This is a genomic window from Nocardia iowensis (assembly GCF_019222765.1).
Lineage (GTDB): Bacteria > Actinomycetota > Actinomycetes > Mycobacteriales > Mycobacteriaceae > Nocardia > Nocardia iowensis.
In genome coordinates, this window is record NZ_CP078145.1 from 2,850,634 (window position 1) to 2,876,627 (window position 25,994).

The 25,994-nt window shown below is 67.0% G+C and carries 17 protein-coding genes, 2 rRNA genes and 3 pseudogenes; 20 read left to right on the plus strand and 2 right to left on the minus strand.

Translation table 11 applies throughout. The annotated features are described in order from the left end of the window. Nucleotides 1-79 precede the first annotated feature (79 nt). The 9 genes and pseudogenes from KV110_RS13110 (at nt 80) to recN (ending at nt 11,326) form a co-directional block, all read left to right on the plus strand. A 23S ribosomal RNA gene (locus KV110_RS13110) occupies nt 80-3,213 on the plus strand. A gap of 153 nt (nt 3,214-3,366) precedes the next feature. After that, nucleotides 3,367-3,483: ribosomal RNA gene (gene rrf, locus KV110_RS13115) — 5S ribosomal RNA — on the plus strand. 1,191 nt (nt 3,484-4,674) lie between these two features. Further along, nucleotides 4,675-5,664: pseudogene (locus KV110_RS41410) on the plus strand (tetratricopeptide repeat protein); the annotation flags it as partial. Nucleotides 5,665-6,129: 465 nt separating this feature from the next. Further along, nucleotides 6,130-6,441 carry a hypothetical protein gene (locus KV110_RS13125; protein WP_218476266.1) on the plus strand — a complete coding sequence of 104 codons (312 nt, stop codon included), beginning with the start codon at nt 6,130-6,132 and terminating at the stop codon, nt 6,439-6,441. A 119-nt stretch (nt 6,442-6,560) separates the two neighbouring features. Beyond that, the gene (locus tag KV110_RS13130; protein WP_218476267.1) at nt 6,561-7,469 is read left to right on the plus strand and encodes an HAD-IIA family hydrolase; all 909 of its coding nucleotides are present in this window, start codon (nt 6,561-6,563) and stop codon (nt 7,467-7,469) included. Nucleotides 7,470-7,482: 13 nt separating this feature from the next. Beyond that, a complete protein-coding gene (locus KV110_RS13135; protein ID WP_343224177.1) occupies nt 7,483-7,794 on the plus strand; it encodes a hypothetical protein in 312 nt (103 codons plus the stop codon). A gap of 1 nt (nt 7,795) precedes the next feature. Further along, on the plus strand, nt 7,796-8,617 hold the full coding sequence (locus tag KV110_RS13140) for a TlyA family RNA methyltransferase (RefSeq protein WP_218476269.1): 822 nt from the start codon (nt 7,796-7,798) through the stop codon (nt 8,615-8,617). Next, entirely contained in the window at nt 8,614-9,573 is a 960-nt protein-coding gene (locus KV110_RS13145; protein WP_218476271.1) for an NAD kinase, read from the plus strand. The genes KV110_RS13140 and KV110_RS13145 overlap by 4 nt, the downstream gene beginning before the upstream one ends. Beyond that, nucleotides 9,551-11,326 carry a DNA repair protein RecN gene (gene recN, locus KV110_RS13150; RefSeq protein ID WP_218476272.1) on the plus strand — a complete coding sequence of 592 codons (1,776 nt, stop codon included), beginning with the start codon at nt 9,551-9,553 and terminating at the stop codon, nt 11,324-11,326. Before KV110_RS13145 ends, recN begins: the two co-directional genes overlap by 23 nt. Here the strand turns inward: recN and KV110_RS13155 are convergent. Both KV110_RS13155 and KV110_RS13160 read right to left on the minus strand, forming a co-directional pair. Further along, entirely contained in the window at nt 11,323-11,742 is a 420-nt protein-coding gene (locus KV110_RS13155) for an SRPBCC family protein (protein ID WP_218476273.1), read from the minus strand. The two genes, recN and KV110_RS13155, sit on opposite strands and share 4 nt — an antisense overlap. 116 nt (nt 11,743-11,858) lie before the next feature. Then, a pseudogene (locus KV110_RS13160) lies at nt 11,859-12,584 on the minus strand (M23 family metallopeptidase); the annotation flags it as partial. A gap of 513 nt (nt 12,585-13,097) precedes the next feature. On the opposite strand from KV110_RS13160, the gene steA reads away from it, so the two are divergent. From steA to der, 11 genes and pseudogenes are all read left to right on the plus strand, one after another. Next, the gene (gene steA, locus KV110_RS13165) at nt 13,098-14,312 is read left to right on the plus strand and encodes a putative cytokinetic ring protein SteA (RefSeq protein ID WP_218476277.1); all 1,215 of its coding nucleotides are present in this window, start codon (nt 13,098-13,100) and stop codon (nt 14,310-14,312) included. A gap of 13 nt (nt 14,313-14,325) precedes the next feature. Beyond that, nucleotides 14,326-15,270, plus strand: coding sequence for a copper transporter (locus KV110_RS13170; protein WP_218476279.1), 945 nt, complete (start codon nt 14,326-14,328; stop codon nt 15,268-15,270). A gap of 217 nt (nt 15,271-15,487) precedes the next feature. Beyond that, on the plus strand, nt 15,488-17,209 hold the full coding sequence (gene pyrG, locus KV110_RS13175) for a CTP synthase (RefSeq protein WP_218476281.1): 1,722 nt from the start codon (nt 15,488-15,490) through the stop codon (nt 17,207-17,209). 4 nt (nt 17,210-17,213) lie between these two features. Next, nucleotides 17,214-17,876 carry an NUDIX domain-containing protein gene (locus KV110_RS13180; RefSeq protein WP_218476283.1) on the plus strand — a complete coding sequence of 221 codons (663 nt, stop codon included), beginning with the start codon at nt 17,214-17,216 and terminating at the stop codon, nt 17,874-17,876. An 11-nt stretch (nt 17,877-17,887) separates the two neighbouring features. Continuing rightward, nucleotides 17,888-18,841 (plus strand): site-specific tyrosine recombinase XerD, encoded by a 954-nt coding sequence (gene xerD / locus KV110_RS13185; protein ID WP_218478428.1) that lies wholly within the window; start codon nt 17,888-17,890, stop codon nt 18,839-18,841. A gap of 360 nt (nt 18,842-19,201) precedes the next feature. Further along, nucleotides 19,202-20,176, plus strand: coding sequence for a ParA family protein (locus KV110_RS13190; protein WP_425518165.1), 975 nt, complete (start codon nt 19,202-19,204; stop codon nt 20,174-20,176). A 323-nt stretch (nt 20,177-20,499) separates the two neighbouring features. Then, on the plus strand, nt 20,500-21,333 hold the full coding sequence (locus KV110_RS13195; protein WP_218478432.1) for a segregation and condensation protein A: 834 nt from the start codon (nt 20,500-20,502) through the stop codon (nt 21,331-21,333). A gap of 251 nt (nt 21,334-21,584) precedes the next feature. After that, on the plus strand, nt 21,585-22,229 hold the full coding sequence (gene scpB, locus KV110_RS13200) for an SMC-Scp complex subunit ScpB (protein WP_218478434.1): 645 nt from the start codon (nt 21,585-21,587) through the stop codon (nt 22,227-22,229). 717 nt (nt 22,230-22,946) lie between these two features. Beyond that, nucleotides 22,947-23,807, plus strand: a pseudogene (locus KV110_RS41415) (pseudouridine synthase); the annotation flags it as partial. Continuing rightward, the gene (gene cmk / locus KV110_RS13210) at nt 23,807-24,550 is read left to right on the plus strand and encodes a (d)CMP kinase (protein ID WP_218476287.1); all 744 of its coding nucleotides are present in this window, start codon (nt 23,807-23,809) and stop codon (nt 24,548-24,550) included. The pseudogene KV110_RS41415 and the gene cmk, both read left to right, overlap by 1 nt. After that, on the plus strand, nt 24,547-25,965 hold the full coding sequence (gene der, locus KV110_RS13215; RefSeq protein ID WP_218476289.1) for a ribosome biogenesis GTPase Der: 1,419 nt from the start codon (nt 24,547-24,549) through the stop codon (nt 25,963-25,965). The genes cmk and der overlap by 4 nt, the downstream gene beginning before the upstream one ends. Nucleotides 25,966-25,994 lie beyond the last annotated feature (29 nt).

Sequence of the window (25,994 nt, forward strand, 5' to 3'; positions counted from 1 at the left end):
AGAGTTCTGGCTGGTGCTGCAGAGGGTTTCAGCTTTGTGTGTTGTTTGAGAACTGCACAGTGGACGCGAGCATCTTTGTTAGTAAGTGTTTAAGAGCGTACGGTGGATGCCTTGGCACCAGGAGCCGATGAAGGACGTAGGAGGCTGCGATAAGCCTCGGGGAGCTGTCAACCGAGCTGAGATCCGAGGATTTCCGAATGGGGAAACCCAGCACGAGTGATGTCGTGTTACCCGCATCTGAATATATAGGGTGTGTGGAGGGAACGTGGGGAAGTGAAACATCTCAGTACCCACAGGAAGAGAAAACAATTGTGATTCCGTGAGTAGTGGCGAGCGAAAGCGGATGAGGCTAAACCATGTACATGTGATACCCGGCAGGGGTTGTGTATGTGGGGTAGTGGGGCTCACTTTCTTGGTTCTGCCGAGCCAAGCGGGAGTCAGAAACCGTTGGGTTAGTCGAAGTGGTCTGGAACGGCCTGTCGTAGAGGGTGAGAATCCCGTAGACGAAAACCTGACGGCTCTTGTAGTGAGTACCCGAGTAGCAGCGGGCCCGTGAAATCTGCTGTGAATCTGCCGGGACCACCCGGTAAGCCTGAATACTCCCTGGTGACCGATAGCGGACTAGTACCGTGAGGGAAAGGTGAAAAGTACCCCGGGAGGGGAGTGAAATAGTACCTGAAACCGTGCGCTTACAATCCGTCAGAGCCTGCGAGTCGTTTGGTCGGCTGTGGGTGATGGCGTGCCTTTTGAAGAATGAGCCTGCGAGTTAGTGGCATGTGGCGAGGTTAACCCGTGTGGGGTAGCCGTAGCGAAAGCGAGTCCGAATAGGGCGTTTGAGTCGCATGTTCTAGACCCGAAGCGGAGTGATCTACCCATGGCCAGGGTGAAGCGACGGTAAGACGTCGTGGAGGCCCGAACCCACTTAGGTTGAAAACTGAGGGGATGAGCTGTGGGTAGGGGTGAAAGGCCAATCAAACTCCGTGATAGCTGGTTCTCCCCGAAATGCATTTAGGTGCAGCGTCACGTGTTTCACGCCGGAGGTAGAGCTACTGGATGGTCTAGGGGGCCTACAAGCTTACCGAAATCAGCCAAACTCCGAATGCCGGTGTGTGAGAGCGTGGCAGTGAGACTGCGGGGGATAAGCTTCGTAGTCGAGAGGGAAACAGCCCAGATCGCCGGCTAAGGCCCCTAAGCGTGTACTAAGTGGAAAAGGATGTGAAGTCGCGAAGACAACCAGGAGGTTGGCTTAGAAGCAGCCACCCTTGAAAGAGTGCGTAATAGCTCACTGGTCAAGTGATTTTGCGCCGACAATGTAGCGGGGCTCAAGTACACCGCCGAAGCCGCGGCATTCATGCTTAACACCGGCACATTCCTGCGGGGGTGTGTCCAGTGGTGTGGATGGGTAGGGGAGCGTCGTGTCACCATGGAAGCAGCGGTGTGAACCAGCTGTGGAGGTGACGCGAGTGAGAATGCAGGCATGAGTAGCGAAAGACGAGTGAGAAACTCGTCCGCCGAATGACCAAGGGTTCCTGGGCCAGGTTAATCCGCCCAGGGTGAGTCGGGACCTAAGGCGAGGCCGACAGGCGTAGTCGATGGACAACGGGTTGATATTCCCGTACCCGTGTATCCGCGCCCATGATGAATCAGTTGTGCTAAGTGTCCAAAAGCGGATGGACTCCCTTCGGGGAGCCGGATGTGGCTGCACATGACCCCGGCTGGTAGTAGTCAAGCGATGGGGTGACGCAGGAAGGTAGCTGGGCCAGTCAGTGGTTGTACTGGTGTAAGCCTGTAGGGCGAACGGTAGGCAAATCCGCCGTTCATATGGCCTGAGAGGTGATGCGTAGCCGATTGAGGCGAATTCAGTGATCCTATGCTGCCGAGAAAAGCCTCTAGTGAGTTGGTACACGGCCCGTACCCCAAACCGACACAGGTGGTCAGGTAGAGAATACTAAGGCGATCGAGAGAACTGTGGTTAAGGAACTCGGCAAAATGCCCCCGTAACTTCGGGAGAAGGGGGACCACAACCGGTGACGGGACTTGCTTCCTGAGCTGGGGGTGGTCGCAGAGACCAGAGAGAAGCGACTGTTTACTAAAAACACAGGTCCGTGCGAAGTCGTAAGACGATGTATACGGACTGACGCCTGCCCGGTGCCGGAAGGTTAAGAGGACCGGTTAGCGCTTCGGCGCGAAGCTGAGAATTTAAGCCCCGGTAAACGGCGGTGGTAACTATAACCATCCTAAGGTAGCGAAATTCCTTGTCGGGTAAGTTCCGACCTGCACGAATGGCGTAACGACTTCTCTGCTGTCTCAACCACAGACTCGGCGAAATTGCATTACGAGTAAAGATGCTCGTTACGCGCGGCAGGACGAAAAGACCCCGGGACCTTCACTATAGCTTGGTATTGGTGTTCGGTACGGTTTGTGTAGGATAGGTGGGAGACTGTGAAGCGGGCACGCCAGTGTTTGTGGAGTCATCGTTGAAATACCACTCTGATCGTATTGGACTTCTAACCTCGGACCATGATCTGGTTCAGGGACAGTGCCTGGTGGGTAGTTTAACTGGGGCGGTTGCCTCCTAAAATGTAACGGAGGCGCCCAAAGGTTCCCTCAGCCTGGTTGGCAATCAGGTGTCGAGTGCAAGTGCACAAGGGAGCTTGACTGTGAGAGCGACAGCTCGAGCAGGGACGAAAGTCGGGACTAGTGATCCGGCACCGGCAAGTGGAAGCGGTGTCGCTCAACGGATAAAAGGTACCCCGGGGATAACAGGCTGATCTTCCCCAAGAGTCCATATCGACGGGATGGTTTGGCACCTCGATGTCGGCTCGTCGCATCCTGGGGCTGGAGTAGGTCCCAAGGGTTGGGCTGTTCGCCCATTAAAGCGGCACGCGAGCTGGGTTTAGAACGTCGTGAGACAGTTCGGTCTCTATCCGCCGCGCGCGTCAGAAACTTGAGGAAGGCTGTCCCTAGTACGAGAGGACCGGGACGGACGAACCTCTGGTGTGCCAGTTGTTCCGCCAGGAGCACCGCTGGTTAGCTACGTTCGGAAGGGATAACCGCTGAAAGCATCTAAGCGGGAAGCCTGTTCCAAGATGAGGTTTCTCACCACCTTCGAGTGGTTAAGGCCCCCCACAGACCATGGGGTTGATAGGCCAGAACTGGAAGCCCGGTAACGGGTGTAGGTGACTGGTACTAATCGGCCGAGGACTTACCAACAAAGAAGCTACGCGTCCACTGTGCAGTATCTGAAACAACACACACTGATCCGTGTCCACGGGTTCGAGGTGGGGTTTCAGGGGCCGCAGGCCCCTGAGCATTTTCCCTCCCCTGGTGAACCTGGGACACGGAGTGTGGACAGTTTCATAGAGTTACGGCGGCCATAGCGGCAGGGAAACGCCCGGTCCCATTCCGAACCCGGAAGCTAAGCCTGCCAGCGCCGATGGTACTGCACTCGACAGGGTGTGGGAGAGTAGGACACCGCCGGAACATCCTTCACGATAGGGGACCCAGATTCTGGGTCCCCTATCGTCGTTTCAGCACCTTGCCGTGCCGGACGACATCGCCGTGTCAGTGCCCCCACCATGACACGTGATTCAATTTGTGGGGCCCCCGACCACCTCTTGCGGACCTCAGAAAGGGATCACCGTGTCGGAACAGAACGACGACCGGAAGTCCTTCCGGCGCGGCGAGGGATCCGATCGCCCCTCTCAGGGCAGCGGTGGAGCCGGCGGAGACGCGTCCAAGAACCGCCCCGACCGCGAAAGCGGCCCGCGTGGCGGAACCGGCGACCGCGGTGGCTTCAAGCGAAATAACGACTCCGGCGACCGCAGCGCCTCCAGCTCGCGCGGCAGTTCCGGCGACCGCAGCGGATCGGATCGTCGCGGCGATTCCGCCGGACGCGGTGGATTCGGCCAGCGCGGCGATTCCGCCCAGCGCGGCAGTTCAGGCGACCGTTCAGGCTCCGGCGAGCGCGGCGGGTTCAACCGAAGTGGCGATTCCGGCTCACGTGGTAGCACAGGCGACCGTGGCGGATTCAACCGTAGCGGCGGCTCGGGCGACCGTGGCGGATTCAATCGTGGCGGTGACTCCGGTCAACGTGGCGGTTACAACCGTGGCGGTGACTCCGGCGAGCGCGGCGGTTACAACCGTGGAAGTGGTTCCGGCGAGCGCGGCGGTGCCGACCGTGGCAGCGATTCGGGTAGCCGTGGCGGTTTCAACCGTACTGGCGACTCGGGTGAGCGCGGTGGCTTCAAACGTGAGGGTGCCTCCGGCGACCGTGGCGGTTTCAACCGTGGCGGCGATTCGGGTGGACGCAGTGATTCCGGCCGTGGTGGTTTCGACCGTGGTACCGGTTCGAGTGGGCGCAGCGACTCCGGCCCGCGCGGAAGTTCCGGTGAGCGTGGCGGTTTCAACCGCAGCGGCGGGTCCGCTGAGCGCGGTGGTAGCTCGGGCGACCGTGGCGGTTTCAATCGCGGCGGCTCCGACGACCGCAGTAGCTTCAACCGCGGCGGCAAATCGGACGAGCGTGGTGGCTTCAACCGCGGCGGCGGCTCTGCTGAGCGCGGCGGTTTCAAACGCGGTGGCGACTCCGGCGGTTCCGGTGAGCGTGGCGGTTTCAACCGCAGCAGCGGTTCCAGTGACCGACGTGGTGGCTCAGGCGAACGTGGCGGTTTCAACCGCAGCGGTGGCTCCGGTGACCGTGGCGGATTCAATCGCGGTGGTAGTTCGGACGATCGTGGCGGCTTCAATCGCAGCGGCGGGTCCGCCGAGCGCGGCGGTTTCAAACGCGGTGGCGACTCGGGTGGTTCCGGTGATCGCGGCGGTTTCAACCGGGGCGGCTCGGGTGATCGCGGCGGCGATTCCGGCCGTGGTGGGTTCGATCGCAACGATTCGCGTGGCAACGGGCCGGACGATCGGCGTCGTGGCGGCGAAGGGGCGCGTAGCGGTGCCGGTGGCGATCGGTCGCAGGACCGGCGTCCGCCGCGTCCCGAGGAACCCGACCTCCCCGATGACGTGCAGCCCGCCGACTTGGAACCCGCTGTCCGGCGTGACCTGCTGAGCCTGGACAAGTCCAACGCCGAAGCGGTGGCCCGCCATCTGGTGATGGCGGCCAAACTGATCGACGACGACCCACGTCTGGCCCTCGCCCACGCGCGCGCCGCGCGGCAACGTGCGGGCCGCATCGCGGTGGTTCGCGAAACCGCAGGCGTCACCGCCTACCACGCGGGCGAATGGGCGGAAGCGCTGTCCGAGCTGCGCACCGCCCGCCGCATGTCCGGCGGCTCCGGTCTGCTCGCCGTGATGGCGGACTGCGAACGCGGCCTCGGCCGCCCCGAACGCGCCATCGAACTCGGCCGCAGCGACGAGGCCCGCGCCCTGACCGGTGACGAGGCCACCGAGCTGCGCATCGTCGTCGCCGGTGCCCGGATGGACCTCGGCGAATACGATCAGGCCGTAGTCACCCTGCAAACCTCCGAACTCGACCCCTCCCGCACCGGCTCCGCCGCGGCCCGCCTCTTCTACGCCTACGCCGACGCTCTGGTCGCCGCAGGCCGCACCGCCGAGGGCCTCACCTGGTTCCTCAACGCCGCTGCCGCCGACGTCGACGGCGAAACCGACGCAGAGGACCGCGCCGAAGAACTCACCGGCGACAACCTCGAACTGTAGCCCAACAGCCCGGCATCCCGTCTGAACAGCGAACCGGCAACCAGGCGCGGATCGTTGCGCCCCCGCTCAGCGCCCGCGCCGTTGTCGCGGTCCTCGGACGGCCTGAACCTGTAGTCGAACTGGCGGCTCCCGACTATGGACGAACCGCCGACGCGGCACGAACCGATGCGCTCCGCCCATCGCCCGCGCCGTCGTGGCGGACCGTGACCGTCACCTGCACCTCGTGGGTGCATCGGGGACTTCGGGCGGGCATCGTCTTCCTCGATGTCCCTCAGAGGGCTGCTCGGGGTACGGAGTAACGACCCGCCGTGTGAAGCTCGGTGGTGCATCGAGCATGCCAGCCGGATGGTTCGGAATGTCGGGTCGCGTCGACGTGGACCGCGTACTGTTCTCGTGGCGAAATCGCTACGGGTGTGCCGACTTTCAGCGGCATGTCGCAGGGCGGTCTGATGTGAAGGAGATTCGATGAGTTGTGTCCGGGTCACTGCGTTCGTTGGCTTGGCTGCCGCGGCGTTGACCGCGTTGAGCACCGTTTCGGCCAATGCGGAGCCGTACGATTACGGGCAGGAGGTCAAGCGGGCGTGCGAGCAGCAGGGCCTCGAGCCCACTGAAAGCATCTACCTTCCGGGAACTCTGCCCGCCACGGCGACCTGCCACGAGCCCGGCCAGGACACCGTCCGCTTCGTCCCCCTCCCGAAGGACACGTACTGCACCGTGCCCGGCGTCTTCCAAACCCCCGGCAAAGCCGACGGCGAAGGCAACTGCATCACCGCCTGAGGCCAACGAGCGGGACATGACGGTGACCAATCGCGAGAGAACCCACCGTCATGTCCCGCTCGCCGCACAGTAGGGTTCGGGTGTTCGGCACGGTGCCGATCGGTGACACGGAGAGTGGTGTGGAGCGGCTACGAGATCGCTACGAAGCCTTGCTGCTGGATTTGGACGGGACCCTGTATCGCGGGCACGCGGTGATCGAGGGTGCGCCGGAGGCGTTGGCCGAGGGAGGGTCCGCACAGCGGCTGATGTATGTCACGAACAACGCCAGCCGTGGGCCGGAGACGGTCGCGGGGCACTTGGCGGAGCTCGGCTACCCCGCGACAACCGATGACGTGGTGACGAGTGCGCAGGCGGCCGCACGGCTGCTCGCCGAACGGCTGGCGCCGGGCGCGACAGTACTGGTCGTCGGCACCGACGACCTCGCCGCCGAAGTGACCGCGGTGGGCTTGCGCCCGATCCGCCGCTTCGACGACACCGCACCCGCCGCTGTCGTGCAAGGACATTCACCGCACACCTGCTGGGCCGACCTCGCCGAAGCGGCCTACGCGCTGCGCGCGGACGCGCTGTGGGTCGCGGCCAACACCGACAGAACGCTGCCGAACGAGCGCGGCCTCGCGCCGGGCAACGGTTCGATGGTGGCGGCCTTGCGAACCGCGTCCGACCGCGAACCCATCGTGGCGGGCAAACCCTACGCACCCCTGCTGGAAGACGCGCTCGTGCGCGCCGGAACCCGCAGCGCCCTGGTGGTGGGGGACCGGCTGGACACCGACATCGAAGGTGCGAACACTGTCGGCCTGGAATCGCTGCTGGTGCTGACCGGCGTCAGCACCCTCGACGAGCTGAAAGGCGCGTCCGCCGAGTTCATCCCCACCTACGTCGCCGACTCACTGGACGCATTGAACCACCCGCCGGTACCCGCCGAATCGGACAGCGACGCGAGCGACCTCGCCGCAGACCTGGCCGATCGGTTGCGGCGCAACCCGGGACGAGCCGTGACGGTACGCGCGTCTGGTACGGAAATCCGATAGCGTTGACGCCACGATGACTACTCCCATGCCCCGCCCGACCGGCCCCGGCACGCACCCCGGCGCGAACGGCCCCCGCCCAGGGGCCCCGCTGCCCGGCCAGCATCTGCCGGGCGCACCAGGGCGTCCGGAGCCGGCCGACCCGGAGCGCATTCGCGGCGAGATCGACGGCCTGCTCACCGAACTCACCACCCGCACCGACTGGCCGGGCGTGAACCCGACGGCCGATGGCGCCGAAACCGGCACCGACATCACCCGCCGCGCGCGCATCCTCGAGCAGGCACATGACGTCCTCGTGCAGGCACTGGCCACGGTGGACAAGATCTGAGGTGGCCAGACGCGCGCGCGTGGACGCCGAACTGGTTCGCCGCGGATTGGCGAGATCGCGGGAACACGCGGTCGAGCTGATCGGCGCCGGTCGCGTCCTGATAGCTGGAACGGTCGCGGTGAAACCGGCGACCGCGGTCGAGGCCGGCACGCCGCTGCTGGTGCGCGACCAACCCGACGAGGTGTCCTGGGCCTCGCGCGGCGCGCACAAGCTGCTCGGCGCACTGGCGGCCTTCGAACCCGCCGGGCTCACCATCGCGGGCAAACGCTGCCTCGACGCGGGCGCGTCGACCGGCGGCTTCACCGACGTGCTGCTCTCGCGCGACGCCCGTGAGGTGATCGCGGTCGATGTCGGCTACGGCCAGCTGATCTGGCGGCTGCAGAACGACGACCGGGTGCGCGTTGTCGATCGCACCAATGTGCGCAACCTCACCACGGAAACGATCGGCGGCACAGTCGAATTGGTGGTCGGTGACCTGTCGTTCATCTCGCTCGGCCTGGTGCTGCCCGCGCTGGCCGCGTGCACCGCGCCGGGTGGTGACCTGCTGCCGATGGTGAAACCCCAGTTCGAGGTCGGTAAGGAACGCGTGGGTTCCGGCGGCGTGGTGCGTGACCCGGCGCTGCGCGCCGAGGCGGTCCGCGATGTCGCTACCGCGGCCGCGGCGCTCGGCCTGCGGACCGAGGCCGTCGTGGCGAGCCCGTTGCCCGGTCCGTCGGGCAATGTCGAATACTTCGTGTGGCTGCGCAAGGACGGGCAGCCGGAAGACGACGGTGAGCGAGTCGCGACTCTCGTCGAGCGTGCGGTTGAGGAGGGTCCACAGTGAACGCCCCGACGAGGTCCGGTGGCCGGGAGATCTTGCTGGTCTCGCATCCGGGCCGGGCGGAGATCATCGAGACCGCCCACCGGGTGGCGAAGATCTTCGCGGACGCGGGCATCTGCCTGCGGGTGCTCGCCGACGAGGCGGACAGCACCCGATTCGAGACCGAGCCGGGCGGCTATCCGGTGCGGGTCGTCGAACACGCACCGGACGCGGCTCTCGGCTGCGAGATGGTGCTTGTCCTCGGTGGCGACGGCACCTTCCTGCGCGCCGCCGAACTGGCCCGCCAAGCCGGGGTGCCGGTGCTGGGAATCAACCTGGGCCGCATCGGTTTCCTGACCGAGGCCGAGGCGGAGCATCTGGACGAGGCACTGGCGCACGTGGTTCGGGGCGACTACCGCATCGAGCACCGGATGACCATCGACGTCACCGTCCGGGTGGAGGACGAGGTGGTGCAGACCGGCTGGGCGCTCAACGAGGCGAGCATCGAAAATGCCTCGCGGATGGGCGTACTGGAGTTGGTGCTGGAGGTGGACGGGCGGCCGGTGTCGGCGTTCGGCTGCGACGGCATCCTGATCTCCACCCCCACCGGTTCGACCGCCTACGCGTTCTCCGCGGGCGGTCCGGTGGTGTGGCCGGAACTCGAAGCGCTGCTGGTGATTCCGAGCAATGCCCATGCCCTGTTCGCGCGACCGCTGGTGACCAGTCCGGAGTCAAGGATCGCCGTGGAATGCGTGGCGACCGGCCATGATGCGATAGTTTTCCTGGATGGCAGGCGCACCCTAGAGCTACCGCGCGGCGGCAGGCTGGAAGCGGTTCGCGGCGCCCAACCGGTGCGTTGGGTGCGGTTGGATTCCGCGCCGTTCGCGGACCGGATGGTGCGCAAGTTCCAATTGCCCGTGACAGGCTGGCGGGGCCGACGGGGAACGGAGGGCACAAATGCTGACAGAGATCAGGATTGACGGCCTTGGCGTCATTTCCACGGCTACCGCGCAATTCCATGAAGGTCTCACTGTTCTTACCGGTGAGACCGGCGCTGGCAAGACCATGGTGGTCACCAGCCTGCACCTGCTGAGCGGTGCGCGGGCCGATGCGGGTCGGGTCCGGCTCGGCGCCGCACGCGCGGTGGTGGAGGGCCGGTTCACCGTCGACGACGTGAACGCGGCGGCCCGCGCGGACGTGGCGCAGGTGCTGGAAGCGGCTGCGGCCGAACAGGATGACGACGGCAGCATCATCGCGATCCGCACGGTCGGCAGCGACGGGCGGTCCCGCGCGCATCTTGGTGGGCGCGGCGTGCCTGCCTCGGTGCTCGCCGATTTCACCGCGCCGCTGCTGACGGTGCACGGCCAGAACGATCAGCTGCGATTGCAGCGCCCTGATCAGCAATTGTCCGCGCTGGACCAGTTCGCCGCCGACACGGTCGGCCCGCTGCTGCGCAAATACGGTGTGCAGCGCCGATCCTGGCTGGACGCCCGCACCGAACTGCTCGAACGGACCGCGCGCAGCAGGGAATTGGCGCAGGAGGCGGACCGGCTGCAGCATTCGCTGTCCGAAATCGACGCCATCGCACCGGAACCCGGCGAGGACGTGCGGATCGTGGACGAGGTCCGCAGGCTCAGCGACCTCGACTCGTTGCGCGAGGCCGCGGCGACCGCGCACGACGCGCTCGCCGGTCCCGTCGATTCGCCCGAAGAAGGTTCCGGCGCACTGGAATTGCTCGGTACCGCCCGTGCCCGCATCGACTCGGCCGACGATCCCGCGCTGACCGCCCTCGGGCCCCGGCTCGGTGAGGCCATCGCGGTGGTGGTGGACCTGACCACCGAACTCAGTGGCTACCTTTCGGATCTGCCGTCGGATCCCGGCGCGCTGGACTCGCTGCTCACCCGGCAGGCCGAGCTCAAGTCGCTGACCCGCAAGTACGCGCCGGACATCGACGGCGTGATCGCCTGGGCCGACGATGCGCGCAACCGGCTCGGCTCGCTCGATGTCTCGGAGGAAACATTGGCGGCCTTGGCGGCCGAGGTCGACATCGCGGCCGAGCGGGTGCGGGAGGCGGCGCGCAAACTGAGTGCCGCGCGCAAGAAGGCGGCGGGCAAGCTCGCCTCGGCGGTGAGTGCCGAATTGGGGGGTTTGGCCATGGGTAAGGCCAGGCTCGAGGTCGAGGTGCGGCCGATGCCCGCGGGACCGCAGGACTCGGCGCCGCTGAATATCGACGGAAAAGATGTGCACGCCGGGTCATCCGGCATCGACGAGGTGGAATTCCGGTTGTCCGCGCACTCGGGGGCGCAGTCACTTCCGTTGAGCAAGAGCGCGTCCGGCGGTGAACTCTCCAGGGTGATGCTTGCCCTGGAGGTAGTGCTCGCCAGCTCCGATCACGGCGCGACCATGGTGTTCGACGAGGTCGACGCCGGCGTCGGCGGGCGCGCCGCGGTGGAGATCGGCCGCAGGCTGGCCCGGCTCGCGCGCACCCACCAAGTGATCGTCGTGACCCACCTGCCGCAGGTCGCGGCCTTCGCCGACACCCACCTGGTGGTCGACAAGTCCGATGACGGCAAGGGCAAGGTCAACAGCGGCGTCCGCGCGCTGACCAAGGACGAGCGGGTCATCGAACTGGCTCGCATGCTGGCCGGTCTCGACGACACCGAGACCGGCCGGGCGCACGCGGAGGAACTGCTGGACACCGCGCGTGCCGAGAAATCCGGAGCGACCGTTTAACGCACGGCCTGCTGCGCGGCCTTGATGAACTGGGTGATCAGGTTCTTCAAGCCGAACTCCAGCACCTTGCCGGGCACGGGCAGACTCGGCTCGGACTCCATCGTGTAGGAGACCAGCGTGCCGTTGTCGGCATCGGTGAAGGTGACGACGCCGACGTGCCGCTTCACCGGCGCGCCTTTGACGATCTTGTATTCCATCCGCTCACCCGGCACCAGCTTGGTGATCTCCTCGGTGACGCCGACCGGACCCACCCCGAGCAGATGCTGTGCGCCGACCCCTTCCCGCTCGGTCAGTCCCGGCTTCGTCAGCTTGACCTGGATCGGCAGGTACGGGCTGATGCTCTCGCGATCGGCGAAGAGCCGATAGACGACCTCGCGCGGGGCGGCGATGACGGCGTCGACAGTGGTGCTGGCCATGGGGTCTCCTCTTCGAGTTACCTGTGACCGGCAGCATATAGGTATCACCTGTGTGCACTGTGCCCGTGTGTTATGGGCGTCACAGACAGTTCGATCGAGGCATGGGAAGTTGCGTCTCAGTCGCGTTCGGGGCCGAGGGCGATGCCGCGGGTGGCCAGCCAGGGCAGCGGGTCGATGCGGTCGGTGCCGTTGAGCCAGACCTCGAAGTGGCAGTGCGGTCCGGTGGTTTCGCCGCGGTTGCCGACGGTGGCGATCTCGTCGCCCGCGGTGACGTGCTGCCCGATGGAGACCAGCGCGGTGTTGATGTGGCCGTACACGGTGATCGTGCCGTCGTCGCCGAGCAAGCGCACCCACATGCCGAATCCGCTGGCCGGGCCCGCGCTGATGACGGTGCCGTCCTCGACGGCGACGATCGGGGTGCCGATGGGCGCGGCCACGTCCACGCCGGCATGTAATGCGCCCCAGCGCATCCCGTAGCCGGAGGTGAAGGTGCCGGAGGTGAACTTGACGAACAGCGGGCGCAGCTTCGACGCGGCTGCCGCGGACAGTTCGTCGGCGACCTTGCTGCCGTTGTGCAGCATGTCGCTGAATTGCCCGAGGTCGGCCGGTTTCTCGGGGAGTAGCCCTGGTTCGACCGTGGTCGGCGCGGTGTCCACCGCCTGTCGCTGGTCGAGCGCCATGGGTTCGACCGTGGGGGACGGCGGATGGCCACTGCTGGAGGCGAGGGTCTGCCCGGCGGCAACGAAGGCGCCCGCGGCGACCGCGACGATGGCGGCGCGGCCCTTCAGTGCGGTCGGTGGTGGGGGCATCCGATGCTTGCCCCCGCGGCGTTTGCGTGGAGCCGGACTATCGGTCAGCGGCCACGGCCCGGCACTTGTTGAGTAGCCGTAACTTTGCTGAGATTTGTCTGAATTGTGGCGATCGGGCATGAATCGCAGTGCGTCGCCGCGCAAGGGGTGTGTGCTCATCGAGGTGCCCACCGCAAAGCCGGAAGGTGTCCGGAATGCCCTGAACGTGAATCAACAGGCGATATGTCGGCTTTTCGGCACACTGGCCCGGTGTATACAGTTGCCTCGAAGCACATCACGCTGTTGTTCTCCGTTTGCGTCCCGCTGAAATGTCGATAGTTCGATAGACGGTAACGAAACGGTAGCGGTCTCGCTCGTTAGACGCGCGAATAAGTGGTCATGATGTGACGCCCGCCACGTTTGGCGGCTCGGCGTCGATTGCTCGAAGGTTCAACAATGTTGTCCAGCGTGTCGCAAGTCGTGTCGTTGTGGTCACAGTGACGAATGTGGTAGGTGATACGGCGCGCCTCCACCAACGGTTGAGGGTTTGCGTGCAGCATCGGGGCCATGAAGATGCTGGCGTTGTTGTCGAGGAACACCGAAACGCTGCCCGGCCGCACCGGGATAGCCCGGGTCGATCGCAACACCCGGCGCCTGCTGAAACGTGTGGGACCGGGGGATGTCGTCGTGCTCGACGAGATGGACCTGGACCGGCTCACCGCGGACCGACTGGTCGAGGCGGGCGTGGTCGCGGTGATCAACACCTCGCCGTCGATTTCCGGCCGCTACCCAAATCTGGGCCCGGAAGTGCTGGTGGCGAACGGCATCCTGCTGCTGGACACGGTGAGCTCGGACGCGTTCAGCAAGATCAAGGACGGCGTCAAGGTCCGCATCGACGAGGGCGTCGTCTATGCCGACAAGGTGATCAAGAAGGAGCCCGAGGTCCTGGTCAAGGGCATCGAGCTGACCGACTCCGATATCGCCGAGCGAATGATCGAGGCGCGCAACGGACTGGCCGATCATCTGGAAGCGTTCGCGGGCAACACGATCGAGTTCATCCGCACCGAGAGCGCGCTGCTCATCGACGGCATCGGGGTGCCCGAGCTGGAACTGTCGATGAAGCACCGGCATGTGGTCGTCGTGGCCGACGGCCCGGACCACGCCGACGATCTGAAGCGGCTCAAGCCGTTCATCAAGGAGTACGTGCCGATCATGGTCGGCGTTGGCCGCGGCGCGGACACGCTGATGAAGCAAGGCTACCGCCCCGACCTCATCGTCGGCGATCCCGACGAGATCACCAGCGGCACCCTGAAATGCGGCGCCGAGGTGATCCTGCCCGCCGACACCGACGGCCACGCCAAGGGCCTGGAACGCATCCAGGACCTCGGCATCGGGGCGACCACCTTCCCGTCCACCGGCTCGCCCGCCGACCTGGCGCTGCTGCTGGCCCACCACCACGGCGCGTCGCTGATCGTCACCGCGGGCGCCGCCGCCACGCTCGACGATTTCTTCGATCGCAGCCGCCGGGAGAGCAACCCGGCCACCTTCCTGACCCGGCTCAAGCTCGGCACCAAGCTGATGGACGCCAAAGCGGTCGCCACGCTGTACCGAAATCGGGTGTCCGGCATCGGCATCGCGCTGGTGGTGCTGGCCGCGTTGATCGCGGTGATCGTGGTGCTGCTCGCCTCGAACAGCGGCACCGATGCCATGACGTGGGCCGCCGACACCTGGAACCGATTCGCGCTGTGGGCGCAGGGCTTAGTCGGCGCCGGCCCTAAATGACCAAGGGAGAACGATGATTTCGCTACGCCAGCACGCCATCTCGATTGTGGCGATCTTTCTGGCCCTCGCCATCGGCGTGGTGCTCGGCTCACAGACGCTGGCGGCGGATCTGCTATCGGGTTTACGTGCGGACAAGACCGACCTGCGCCAGCAGGTCGACACGGTGTCGGAGCAGAACCGGCGCCTCACCGATCAACTGAACTCCGCCGACCGCTTCATCGCCGGAAACGCTGGACGCATCCTCGGCGGCACCCTGGCCGACCGCAGCGTCGCGGTATTCACCACCCCCGACGCCGACCCCGCCGACATCGAAGGCGTGACCAAGTCGCTGGAAACCGCGGGCGCCACGATCACCGGACGGATCGCGCTCACCGACGCGTTCGTCGATGCCACCGAGGGCGACCGGATGCGCACCACGGTCACCAACGTCATCCCCGCGGGCGCCCAATTGCGCACCGGCGCAGTCGATCAGGGCAGCATGGCCGGTGACCTGCTCGGGCTCGTCATGCTGCTCGATCCGGGCAACGGGCAAATCCGCGGCACCCCGCAGGAACTGGGCCTGGTCCTGGAGACCATGCGCGGCGGCGGCTTCCTCGCCTACGGCGACACCCCGGTGCACCCGGCCCAGTCGGCGGTCGTGATCACCGGCAACGGCGCCAAGTCCGCGGAGAACAGTCAGGGGGCGAACATCGCCCGCTTCGCCGGCGCCCTGCGCGGGCGCGGCGCGGGCGTCGTGCTGGCCGGCCGCTCAGGTGCGGCCGAGAATCCGGGGCCGCTCGCCGTCGTCCGCTCCGACGGTGCCCTGGCCACCGCGGTCAGCACCGTCGACAACCTCGATCGGGAAATCGGCCGCGTCACCACCGTGCTCGCGCTGGGCGAGCAGCTGAACGGCGGCACGGGCCGCTATGGCACCGGCGCCAAGGCGACCTCGCTGACCCTCGCCGCCATGCCACGCTGACAAGCACTACCGGCCACCACGCGCGAGTTCTGCGAGCGCCGTTCGCGGCCCGTCTCGCGTCCGAGTGGACGAAGCGCACGCGACGAAGTCGCAAGTCTCGTCCGCTCGGACGCGAGACTTCCAGGGGCCGCGAACACGCCGCGGCCACGCGGCCAACTAACAGCAAACGTGCGTGGCGTTAGTTCCTGACGGCTGATCCGTGTTACCGTGAAGACCCGTGGGTCATACACGGAATCAGGCGCGAACGGCCACGAAGCACATCTTCGTCAGCGGTGGAGTCGCCTCCTCATTGGGTAAAGGTCTTACCGCCTCCAGCCTCGGTCAGCTGCTGACGGCGCGTGGACTGCGCGTCACGATGCAGAAACTCGACCCGTACTTGAACGTCGATCCCGGCACCATGAATCCTTTCCAGCACGGAGAGGTCTTCGTGACGGAGGACGGCGCCGAGACCGATCTGGACGTCGGCCACTACGAGCGGTTCCTGGACAGGGACCTGACCCGGGACGCGAATGTGACTACCGGGCAAATCTATTCGACGGTCATCGCCAAGGAGCGCCGCGGCGAATACCTCGGCGACACGGTGCAGGTGATCCCGCACATCACCGACGAGATCAAGAGCCGGGTGGTCGCGATGAGCGCGCCGGACTCGCACGGACAGACCCCGGATGTGGTCATCACCGAGATCGGCGGCACCGTCGGCGACATCGAGTCGCAGCCGTTCCTCGAGGCGGCCCGCCAGATCCGCCACGACGTCGGCCGGGACAACGTCTTCTTCCTGCACGTCTCGCTGGTGCCCTACCTCGCTCCCTCCGGCGAGCTCAAGACCAAGCCGACCCAGCACTCGGTGGCGGCGCTGCGCAATATCGGCATCCAGCCCGACGCGCTGATCCTGCGCTGCGACCGTGAGGTGCCGCAGGCGCTCAAGAGCAAGATCGCGCTCATGTGCGACGTCGACGTGGATGCCTGCATCTCCACCCCGGACGCGCCGTCGATCTACGACATCCCGCGGGTGCTGCATCGCGAGGGCCTCGACGCCTACGTGGTGCGCAAGCTCGGGCTGCCGTTCCGTGACGTGGACTGGACCGTGTGGGGCGATCTGCTCGACCGGGTGCACTCGCCGCGCGAGACGGTCGAGGTCGCGCTCGTCGGCAAGTACGTCGACCTGCCGGACGCCTATCTGTCGGTCACCGAGGCGCTGCGCGCGGGCGGTTTCGCCTCGCGCGCCAAGGTCCAGATTCGCTGGGTGCCCTCGGACGAATGCGAGACCCCGGCGGGTGCGCAAGCCGCGCTGCGTGACGTGGACGCGGTGCTGATCCCCGGCGGCTTCGGCATCCGCGGCATCGAGGGCAAGGTCGGCGCCATCAGCTACGCCCGCGCGCGCGGCATTCCGCTGCTGGGACTGTGCCTCGGTTTGCAGTGCGTGGTCATCGAGGCGGCGCGGTCGGTGGGTCTGGTCGAGGCCAACTCGGCCGAATTCGAGCCGGACACACCGCATCCCGTCATCTCGACGATGGCCGATCAGGAGCAGGCCGTCGCCGGTGAGGCCGATCTCGGCGGCACCATGCGGCTGGGCGCCTACCCGGCCACCCTGGCGAAGGGTTCGGTGGTCGCCAAGGCCTATGGCAGCGAGCAGGTTTCCGAACGGCACCGGCACCGCTACGAGGTGAACAACGCCTACCGCGACAAGATCGCCGAGAGCGGGCTGCAGTTCAGCGGCACCTCGCCGGACGGGCACCTGGTGGAGTTCGTCGAACTGCCCGCCGACGTGCACCCGTTCTTCGTCGCCACTCAGGCGCACCCCGAGCTGAAGAGCCGCCCGACCCGCCCGCACCCGCTGTTCGCGGCGCTCGTCGCGGCGGCGCTGAAATACAAGCTGGCCGAGCGACTTCCGGTGGACATCCCGGACGAGGAGTTCGCCGCCGCGGCGGACCAGGCCTGAGGCGATGACGCAGGACAGTGGCACTGCCGAACCGGGCAGCCACGATTTCGAGACGGTATCCAGCAAGACCGTCTACAGCGGCGCGATCCTCGCGTTGCGGCTGGACCAGGTGCGGATGCCAGGCGGGCAGGTCGTCGAACGGGAAGTGATCGAGCATCACGGCGCCGTTGCCGTCGCCGCGATCGATGACGACGACAACGTGGTGCTGATCAACCAGTACCGGCACCCGATCGGCAGGCGGCTGCTCGAGCTGCCCGCCGGTCTGCTCGATCTACCCGGCGAGGATCCGCTCGTCGCCGCGCGGCGCGAGCTCGCCGAGGAGACCGGGCTGGCCGCCAGGGACTGGGCCGTGCTGGTGGATGTGGCACTTTCGCCGGGGTTCACCGACGAGGCGTTGCGGGTGTACTGCGCCAGCGGACTGTACGAAACCGACCAGCCGGAGCCGGAATTCGAGGAGGCCGACCTCGAGATCGTGCGGATGCCGGTCGAGCAGGCCGTGCGCGCGGCACTCGCGGGGGAGATCGTCAACGCGACCGCCGTCGCCGGTGTCCTCGCGCTCGCCGCGGCCCGTGCGGGCAATGCCGAGCTACGGCCCGCCGATGCGCCGTGGCCCGGTATGTCCACCTCTTTTCTGCGCCGCCAGGCGGCCGAGAAGTCCACGGGCTGACGGGCGGCGGGGTGCTCGCCCGGCAATTGGACGCCTACCTCGACCATCTCGCGGTCGAGCGCGGCGTCGCGCGCAACACCCTCGGCGCGTACCGGCGTGATCTCGGCCGGTATCTGGACTTCCTGACCGGGCGTGGCATCACCGCGCTCGATCAGGTGGCCGAGGCCGACGTCGCCGAGTTCACCATGGCGTTGCGGACAGGTGGCACCGAACATCCGCCGCTGGCCGCGAGTTCGGTGGCCCGCGCGCTCATCGCGGTGCGCGGGCTGCACCGCTTCGCCGCGGCCGAGGGCATGACCACCACCGACGTCGCGCACGCGGTGAAACCGCCCGCACCGGGCCGCAGGCTGCCCAAGGCGCTGCCCTACGACAAGGTGCTGAAGTTGCTGGAAGCCGCGGGCGGTGGCTCGGCCGACCATCCCGAAGCCGCGCCGGGCACCGATGGCGGGCCGCGTGGCCTGCGCGACCGCGCGCTGCTGGAACTGCTGTATTCCACGGGCGCACGGATTTCCGAGATGGTCGGCTTGGACGTCGACGATCTGGACACCGAAGAACGCGCCGTGGTGCTGCACGGCAAGGGCGGCAAACAGCGCATGGTGCCGATCGGCAGGCCCGCGCTGGCCGCGGTCGACGCGTACCTGGTGCGCGGGCGGCCGCTGCTCGCCGCGAGCGGAAAAGGCAACGCCGGAGCGCTGTTTCTGAACGCCCGCGGCGGGCGGCTGTCCCGGCAGAGCGCCTGGCAGGTGCTGCAGACCGCCGCCGAACGCGCCGGTATCGGCGCTGCCGTCTCGCCGCACACGCTGCGCCACTCGTTCGCCACGCATCTGCTGGACGGTGGCGCGGATGTGCGTGTGGTCCAAGAACTCCTGGGCCACGCGTCGGTGACGACCACGCAGATCTACACGCTGGTCACCGTGAGCACGCTGCGTGAAGTCTGGGCCACCGCCCATCCCCGCGCCCGCTGAAGCGGATTGTCGGAGTTTTTTAGCCGTGCTGACACCGGGTATCGTCCGGTTCGAGTACTTCTGGCAACTCGGGCGATCGCCCGCGGCGAGGCGGAATGGGTCAGCATGGATGAGTTGCACGACCGCTTCGACGTGCGTTTCGATGGTGACCCGGAGTGGCGCTGACGGATACGAGGTAGCGTTTTGCTGTTCGCGGCCCGGTGTGGTGCCGCGAACACGCCGCGCGCGTCGCGGCACTTGCACGCTCGCAAGCGGTAGCGTCTAACGAGAGTCGGACCGTACGAAAGCGAGGGTCGGGCCTGATCCGCCTCGCTACGCTCGGCGAGGCAACGGGCAGGAACGTATAAGGAGCAGCGGATCGTGACATCAGCCGGAGCGGCAGAGCCGCCGATGGGTGCTGGGGCGGAGCCGCTTACGGGTGCGCGCTCGGGTCCGTACTCGGAGGCCGCGGCCGAAACCCTGTGGGGCACCGGGGCCGAACCCGTCCCCGAGGACGCAGCACTCGGACCGACCGGGCGCCCACTGCGCCTGGTACCGGATCCGCCGCCGCTCGACCGGCACGGCGACGCCCTCATCGTCGCCATGTGCAACCAGAAGGGCGGCGTCGGCAAGACGACCTCCACCATCAACCTCGGTGCCGCACTGGCCGAATACGGGCGCAAGGTGCTGCTGGTCGACCTGGACCCGCAGGGCGCGCTGTCGGCGGGATTGGGTGTGGCACACCATGATCTCGACCTGACCGTGCACAACCTGCTCGTCGGCTCCAAGGGCTCGATCGACGACGTGCTGATGCCGACCCGTGTCGAGAACATGGATCTGCTGCCGAGCAATATCGATCTGTCGGCGGCGGAGATCCAGTTGGTCAACGAGGTCGGCCGGGAACAGTCGCTCGGCAGGGCGCTCGAGCCCATCCGCGACCGGTACGACTACATCATCATCGACTGCCAGCCCTCGCTCGGTTTACTCACCGTCAATGCGCTGGCGTGCTCGGACGGTGTGATCATTCCGATGGAATGCGAGTACTTCTCGCTGCGCGGGCTCGCGCTGCTCAACGACACCGTGGAGAAGGTGCGCGACCGGCTGAACCCACGGTTGAGCCTGTACGGGATAGTGGTCACCATGTTCGACGCGCGACTACTGCATTCGCGCCAGGTGATGGCACGGGTCGTCGAGGTATTCGGCGACCTGGTCTACGACGCGGCGATCTCGCGGACCGTCCGGTTCCCGGACGCCAGCGTGGCCGGCGAGCCGATCACCACGTGGGCGCCGAAATCCGGTGGGGCCGAAGCATATCGGGCGATGGCGCGGGAAGTCATCCACCGGTCCGGCCGGTGATCGGCAGTAACGACCCCGCGCCACCCGCAACCACCCATCCATCCGGCCCGGGGTCTGCCATCGGCGGCTCCGCACCGGGTGATCTCCTCGAGCGGGCCGACGCAGGCCCGGACGATCCCGACGAACAGGCCGACAGGTTGACTTCGAGCGATGGTGCGTCGGAGGAAGCGGCGGCGTCTGAAGACGACACCGCGGCGGGTGGCGATACCGCGCCAGCGCCTGAAGACCTCGCGGCAGCGACCGGAGATCCCGCGCCAGCGACCGGAGATCCCGCGCCAGCGACCGAAAACCCAGCGCCGAAGGAAGAGAAGTCCGGATTCCATCTGCGCCTGAGCAACTTCCAAGGGCCGTTCGACCTGCTGCTGACGCTGATCAGTTCGCGCAAGCTCGACGTCACCGAGGTGGCGTTGCACCAGGTGACCGACGAGTTCATCGCCTACACCAAGGCGTTGACGGCCGCGCTGTCCGACGGCACCTACCCCGATGGCGCGGCGAATACCCTGCGGGCGGACAAGATTCTCGACCAGACCACCGAATTCCTGGTCGTCGCCGCCACCTTGCTCGACCTCAAGGCGGCGCGGTTGCTGCCATCGGGGGAGATGACCGACGCCGAGGACCTCGAACTGCTGGAGGCGCGCGACCTGCTGTTCGCACGGCTGCTGCAGTACCGGGCGTTCAAGCAGGTGGCAGAGCTGCTCGGCGAACTGGAGGCGGTCGCGCTGCGGCGTTACCCGCGCGCCGTCGGCCTGGAGGACCGCTTCGCCGACCTGCTGCCCGAGGTTACGCTGGGAGTAGACGCGCACGAGTTCGCCGCGATCGCCGCGGCGGCCTTCCGGCCCCGCCCGGTACCCAAGGTCGGCCTCGACCACCTGCACGCGCACGCCATCTCGGTCGCCGAACAGGCCGCGCTCGTGCTCGAACGGCTCAAACTGCGCGGCAAGGGCGGCTGGACGACCTTCAGCGAACTGGTCGTCGACTGTGACGTGCCGATCGAGATCGTCGCGCGCTTCTTGGCGCTGCTCGAGCTGTACCGAGGCAAGACGATCGAGTTCGACCAGCCGGACCCGCTCGGCCAGCTGTCGGTCAGCTGGATCGGCGACGACGCTCAGGACGGCGAGCCGACGGACACCGTGACTATCGAGGAGGACTACGGGTGAGAGACATCGCTGATACCGCGGTCTCGGATACGACGGTGGGCGAGCACCCCGAGGACGCGCCACTTCCGAGCGCCGCGCCAGCCCCCGACCAGCCCGAGTGCCCCGAAGCCTCGGCATCGTCGCTCACGGCGGATGTCGACGACCTGAGCGCAGATGCCGACGCCCCGACCTCGAGCGCTGACGCCCCGACTCCAGGAACCGACGCTCCCAACCCCACCACCTACGACGCGACACCAGTTGCCGACAACACAGTGTCGGAGTTCACCCCGGAGCCCCTGGATGACGACGAATTCCGCTCCGCGTTGGAAGCGATGCTGCTCGTTGTCGACGCTCCGGCCCCGGTAGAGCAGCTGGCGGCGGCGCTGGACGACACCACCGAGCGGGTGGACGAGGTGCTGCGTCAGTTGTCCGCGGAACTGTCCGCGCGCGGTAGCGGGATCGATCTGCGTTTCGTCGGGGACGGCTGGCGCTTCTATACTCGCAGCGAGTACGCGCCATATGTGGAACGGGTGCTGCTCGATGGCGCTCGCACCAAATTGACGCGGGCGGCTTTGGAAACTCTGGCGGTGGTGGCATACCGTCAGCCGGTGACCCGGACCAGGGTCAGCGCGGTGCGCGGCGTGAATGTCGATGGGGTGATGCGCACGCTGCTGGCCCGGGGCTTGATCGCCGAGGCAGGCGTCGACCCGGAAACCAACGGGACGATGTATTGCACGACCGAGCTGTTCCTGGAACGGATCGGACTCGCGTCGCTGACCGACTTGCCGCCACTGGCGCCCCTGCTCCCGGGCGTCGACCTGATCGATGAGATCAACGAGAGCCTGGATACGGACCCCCGTTACACCAGGCTGAAAAAACCCGCTGAGGCCGACTTGGACCTCGGCAGCGAGGATTGACAGGACAAAATGAATACTTCCGCTCGCCGAGATGGCACACCGGATCGCAGGAAACGCAGCGACCAGCCCCCGACCAGGGGCGGAGCAGCCCGAGACGCGGATCGACGGGGGACCGCGCGCGGCGCTTCGCGTGGTGAAGGCGGCTACCGCGGCACCGCACAATCAGACAACCAGCGCGGACCCGCCCAGCGCGGAAATGCCCAGGGCGGCAACGCGTATCGCGGCAGCGCTGGACAGGGCGGCGGCTATCGCGACCGCACCGAGGGCGGCAGCGCGTATCGCGGCCGTAGCGACAGTGGCTCCGCGCAGGGTGGTAGCTCCTATCGTGGCCGCTCGGAAAGCGGCTCCGCGCAGAGCGGCAACAGCTATCGCCCTCGTAGTGAAGCCGGTACCGGTGGCAACGCGTATCGCGGCCGTACCGAAGGCGGCTCCGCCCAGGGCGGCAACAGCTATCGCAGCCGTAGTGAAGCCGGTACCGGTGGCAACGCGTATCGCGGGCGTACCGAGGGCGGATCCGCGCAGGGCGGAAACTCATACCGCGGCGGCGGCAGCCAAGGCAGCAACGAATACCGCGGTAACCCGCAGGGCGGCAGCGCATCTCGGGCGGGCTCGCCAGGCGGCACCACCGGGCGCGGTCCCGCGCAGGGCGGCTCCACCGGCCGCGGGCCCGCCCAAGGCGGCATCCCGGTGCGCCGGGCGACCCAGTCCGCGCCGACCGGCAAGAAGAAGAACCCCAAGCCGCAGCGTCAGACGCATTCGGCCCCGCAGCTCAGCAACGCCAAGCCCGCCAAGCGTCAGCACGTCGAACCGCCCGCCGCCGCGGGCCACGTCAAGATGCCGTGGGGCGAGGGCGAGCGTTTGCAGAAGGTCCTCGCCAAGGCCGGTGTCGCGTCGCGGCGCGCCGCCGAGGAGATGATCGCGCAGGGCCGCGTCGAGGTCGATGGCGCCATCGTGGTCGAACAGGGCCTGCGCATCGACCCGCAGACCGCCGTGGTCCGGGTGGACGGTACCCGCGTGATGGTGCGCGAGGAACTGGTGCACGTGGTGCTGAACAAGCCGAAGGGCTGGCAGTCCACCATGTCCGACGATCTCGGTCGCCCGTGCGTCGGTGACATTGTCGCCGAGCGCATCGCCGCCGGTCAGCGGCTGTTCCACGTGGGTCGTCTCGACGCGGACACCGAGGGCCTGCTGCTGCTCACCAACGACGGCGACCTGGCGCACCGGCTCATGCACCCGTCCTACGCGGTCTCCAAGACCTACCTGGCGACGGTCAACGGTGAGGTGCACAAGTCGATCGGCAAGAAGCTCAAGGACGGCATCGAGCTGGAGGACGGCCCCGCGAAGGTCGACAGCTTCCAGGTGCTCGAACTGGGCCAGGGACGTTCCCTGGTGAAACTGGTGTTGCACGAAGGGCGCAAGCACATCGTGCGCAGGCTGCTCGACGCGGTCGGCCATCCGGTGACCCGGCTGGTGCGCACCAATATCGGTCCGGTCGCGCTCGGCGACCAACGGCCCGGCACGCTGCGCGTGCTCGGTCGCGGTGAAATCGGCAAACTCTACGAGGCGGTGTCGTTGTGATGGGTGTGGAGATTCCGGTCGAGGCCCCGCGCCAGTTGTCGGGAACGAGTCCGCTCGTTGTCGCCATGGACGGCCCGTCCGGCACCGGAAAGTCCAGCGTCTCGCGTCGCCTTGCCACCCGGCTCGGCGCCCGCTACCTGGACACCGGCGCGATGTACCGGGTCGCGACGCTGCGCGTGCTCCGTGCGGGCATCGAGCTGACCGACGCCGCCGCCATCGCCGCGGCGGTCAAGGAGCTGCCACTGTCCATCGGCACCGACCCGCGCCGTGAGGTGATCCAGCTCGACGGTGAGGACGTGTCGTCGGAGATCCGCGGCGACGCCGTCACCAAGGCCGTTTCCGCGGTCTCCGCGGTGGCGGAGGTCCGTGACCTGCTCGTCGCGCTGCAACGCGAGATCACCACGGCCGCACAGCGCATCGTGGTCGAGGGACGCGACATCGGCACCGTTGTGCTGCCCGCCGCGGACGCCAAGATCTATCTGACCGCCTCGGCCGAGGCCCGCGCCCATCGGCGCAATCAGCAGAACATCGCCGAAGGCCGCGGCGACGACTACGAGGCCGTGCTCGCCGATGTGCAGCGGCGCGACAACCTCGATTCCACCCGCAAGGTGTCCCCACTGCGTCCGGCCGACGACGCGGTGCTGGTCGACACCAGCGACCTGAACATGGATGAGGTCATCGACGAGCTGTACCGCGTTGTCGCGCAGCAGATTTCGACGACCAGGACGGGAGGTTCCCAGTGACGGAAGACGTTATCGCCGGTGACGGCATCTGGAGTGACGAAACCGATTGGGAGCTCACCGATCTCGACGGCGAGTTCGACGGGGAAGAACACCTCGCCATGCCGACACTGGCGGTCGTCGGCCGCCCGAACGTCGGCAAGTCGACCCTGGTGAACCGGATCCTCGGCCGCCGCGAGGCCGTCGTCGAGGACGTTCCTGGCGTGACCCGCGACCGGGTCTCCTACGAGGCCAACTGGGCCGGTCGTCGTTTCCTCGTACAGGACACCGGCGGCTGGGAGCCCGACGCCAAGGGCTTGCAGCAGTCGGTGGCCAGGCAGGCCGAGCTGGCCATGCAGACCGCCGACGCGATCCTGCTCGTGGTCGACGCCGTCGTCGGCGCCACCGCGACCGACGAGGCCGCGGTGAAAATGCTGCGCCGCTCCAAGGTTCCGGTCATCCTGGTCGCCAACAAGGTCGACGACCAGCGCGTCGAATCCGAAGCCGCCGCGCTGTGGTCGCTCGGTCTCGGCGAACCGCGCATGGTCAGCGCCGCACACGGCCGCGGCACCGGCGACCTGCTCGACGACGTGCTCGCCGTGCTGCCGGAGACACCGCGCGAGGGTACCGGCGGCACCGGCCCGCGTCGCGTCGCACTGGTCGGCAAGCCCAACGTCGGCAAGTCCAGCCTGTTGAACAAGCTGGCCGACGACGAGCGTTCGGTCGTGCACGATGTCGCGGGCACCACCGTCGACCCGGTCGACTCGCTCGTCGAACTCGGCGGCAAGATCTGGAAATTCGTCGACACCGCCGGTCTGCGCCGCAAGGTGTCCAACGCCAGCGGCACCGAGTTCTACGCTTCGCTGCGCACCAAGGCGGCGCTGGAGGCCTCCGAGGTCGCGATCATGCTGATCGACGCCTCGCAGCCGATCACCGAACAGGACTTGCGGGTGATCAGCATGGTCGCCGATTCCGGTCGCGCGCTCGTGCTGGCCTTCAACAAGTGGGACCTGGTCGACGAGGACCGCCGCCTGCAACTCGACCGCGAGGTCGATCGCGACCTGGTCCGCGTGCCGTGGGCACAGCGGGTGAACATCTCCGCGCACACCGGCCGCGCGGTGCAGAAGCTGGTGCCCGCGATGGAAACGGCACTCGAGTCGTGGGACAAGCGCATCTCGACCGGCCGCCTGAACACCTGGCTCAAGGAAGTGGTCGCGGCCACCCCGCCGCCGATGCGCGGTGGTCGCCTGCCCCGCATCATGTTCGCCACCCAGGCGACCACCCGACCGCCGACGTTCGTCCTGTTCACCACCGGCTTCCTGGAGGCGAGCTACCGCCGCTTCCTGGAACGCAGGCTCCGCGAGGAATTCAACTTCGATGGTTCCCCGGTACGCATCTCGGTGCGCGTCCGGGAGAAGCGCGAACGCGGCAAGAAGTAACCCGCTCGGCTGTGCCGTGAAGAGCCCCG